Source organism: Bradyrhizobium sp. SHOUNA76 (assembly GCF_023006445.1).
Lineage (GTDB): Bacteria > Pseudomonadota > Alphaproteobacteria > Rhizobiales > Xanthobacteraceae > Bradyrhizobium.
Window position 1 is genome coordinate 1 of sequence record NZ_JALBHA010000813.1, and the last position, 1,757, is coordinate 1,757.

General features: G+C 64.8%; 4 protein-coding genes. All 4 read left to right on the top strand.

Annotated elements, in window-relative coordinates:
- Positions 1-446 (top strand): UbiA family prenyltransferase (locus tag MOV74_RS37415; protein ID WP_246932450.1); only part of this gene is annotated, 446 nt, incomplete at its 5' end.
- Positions 443-619, top strand: coding sequence for a hypothetical protein (locus MOV74_RS37420; RefSeq protein ID WP_063197888.1), 177 nt, complete (start codon positions 443-445; stop codon positions 617-619). The genes MOV74_RS37415 and MOV74_RS37420, both read left to right, overlap by 4 nt.
- 5 nt (positions 620-624) lie before the next feature.
- On the top strand, positions 625-1,275 hold the full coding sequence (locus MOV74_RS37425) for a cytochrome c oxidase assembly protein (RefSeq protein WP_246932452.1): 651 nt from the start codon (positions 625-627) through the stop codon (positions 1,273-1,275).
- Between the two features lie 80 nt (positions 1,276-1,355).
- On the top strand, positions 1,356-1,757 hold a 402-nt coding region (locus tag MOV74_RS37430), incomplete at its 3' end, for a cytochrome c oxidase subunit 3 (protein WP_246932454.1).

Genomic DNA, 1,757 nt, shown 5'->3' on the forward strand with positions numbered 1-1,757 from the left:
GGGCCGCTGTGACGGGCACCGTCGACGTCGAGCCGCTGCTGCTGTTCGCCATCATCTTTTTCTGGACGCCGCCGCACTTCTGGGCGCTGGCGCTGTTCCGCTCCGACGACTATGCGCGCGCGGGCATTCCGATGCTGCCCAACGTCGCCGGTCCCGATGCGACGCGCCTGCAGATCCTGCTCTACACCATCGTGCTGATCGCGGTCGCCGCCGCGCCCTGGGCGCTCGGCTATTTCGACGCCGTCTACGGCATCGTTTCGCTGATCCTGGGGGCCGGCATGCTGGCGCTCGCGATCAACGTCTATGTGCGCCGCGAGCGCAGCCAATCGCTGCGCGCGACCCGCAAGCTGTTTGCCTTCTCGATCCTCTATCTGTTCGCGCTGTTCGCGACCCTGCTGGCCGAGGTCGTGTTCCGGGCACTGGCTCCGATGGTTGGGGGCGCATGATCACAGCGATGGCCGACAAACCTGAGACAGACGGAATCGTCCTCACCGAGGCGCAGAAGAAGAGCCGTCGTCAGCGCTCCATTGCCATCGCTTTGGCGCTCGGCGTGCTCGTGGTGCTGTTCTTCGCCGTCACCATGGTCAAGGGACCGGCAGTTCTCGTGCGGCCGATGTAGGAAACATGGATCACGAGCCGACCATATCGCGGGATCAGAGCCGGACGGCCAGCAAGGGGCGTGGGCCTTTTAGGGGCCTTGGCCGCGACGCGCTGGTCGCCTCGATCTGCGGCGGCGTGGTCGCGCTGATGGTCGGTGCCTCCTACGCGGCGGTGCCGTTCTACAACTGGTTTTGTCGTGCCACCGGTTTCAACGGCACGACCCAGGTTGCGACCTCCGCGCCGGCCACCGGTCCGATCGCGCGGAAGATCTCGGTGCGCTTCGATTCCAATGTCGCGCCCGGGCTGCCCTGGAAATTCGAGCCGGAGCAGAACGAGATCGAGGTCAATATCGGTCAGGTCACGACCGTCTTCTACACCGTGACCAACCAGGCCGCGCGCACCACGGCCGGGCAGGCTGCCTACAATGTCGCCCCGCTGACGGTCGGCTCCTATTTCCAGAAGATCAACTGCTTCTGCTTCACCGAGCAGACCATGGCGCCCGGCGAGAAGCGCGAGATGCCGGTCGTGTTCTACGTCGATCCCTCGATCGCCAGCGACCACGAGAACGACGGGCTGAACACGATCACGCTGTCCTACACCTTCTATCCGGTGAAGGATCCGGTGGTGAAACCGCTGGCATCGGGCGAAGACGACAAACGCAAGGGAAATCTCTGATCGCCGGGCTCGCGCTCGGGAGGTCGGAAACGAGGGGATAAGTGCCCTGATAGGCACGGGATTGAGGAGAGAGACCGCAAATGGCAACGGCGCACACCAAGCATCACGACTATCATCTGGTCGATCCCTCTCCGTGGCCGGCGGTCGGTTCGCTCTCGGCCTTCATCATGGCGGTCGGCGCGATCGCCTGGATGCACCACATGTTCTCGGCCGCGCCGATCGTGTTCGGCGTTGGCACCGTGGGCGTGCTCTACACCATGGCGAGCTGGTGGGGCGACGTGATCAAGGAAGCCCAGTACAAGGGCGACCACACCCGCGTCGTGCAGCTGCATCACCGCTACGGCATGATCCTGTTCATCGCCTCCGAGGTGATGTTCTTCGTCGCCTGGTTCTGGGCCTATTTCAACGCGGCGCTGTTTCCGGCCGACGCCGTCCACGCCACCCGCGACGCCGTGTTCGGCTGCGGCCTCGGCACTGCGGCC

Coding starts and splice junctions, on each gene's coding strand:
- MOV74_RS37420 (WP_063197888.1), top strand. CDS start 443: ATGATCACAGCGATGGCCGACAAACCTGAGACAGACGGAATCGTCCTC.
- MOV74_RS37425 (WP_246932452.1), top strand. CDS start 625: ATGGATCACGAGCCGACCATATCGCGGGATCAGAGCCGGACGGCCAGC.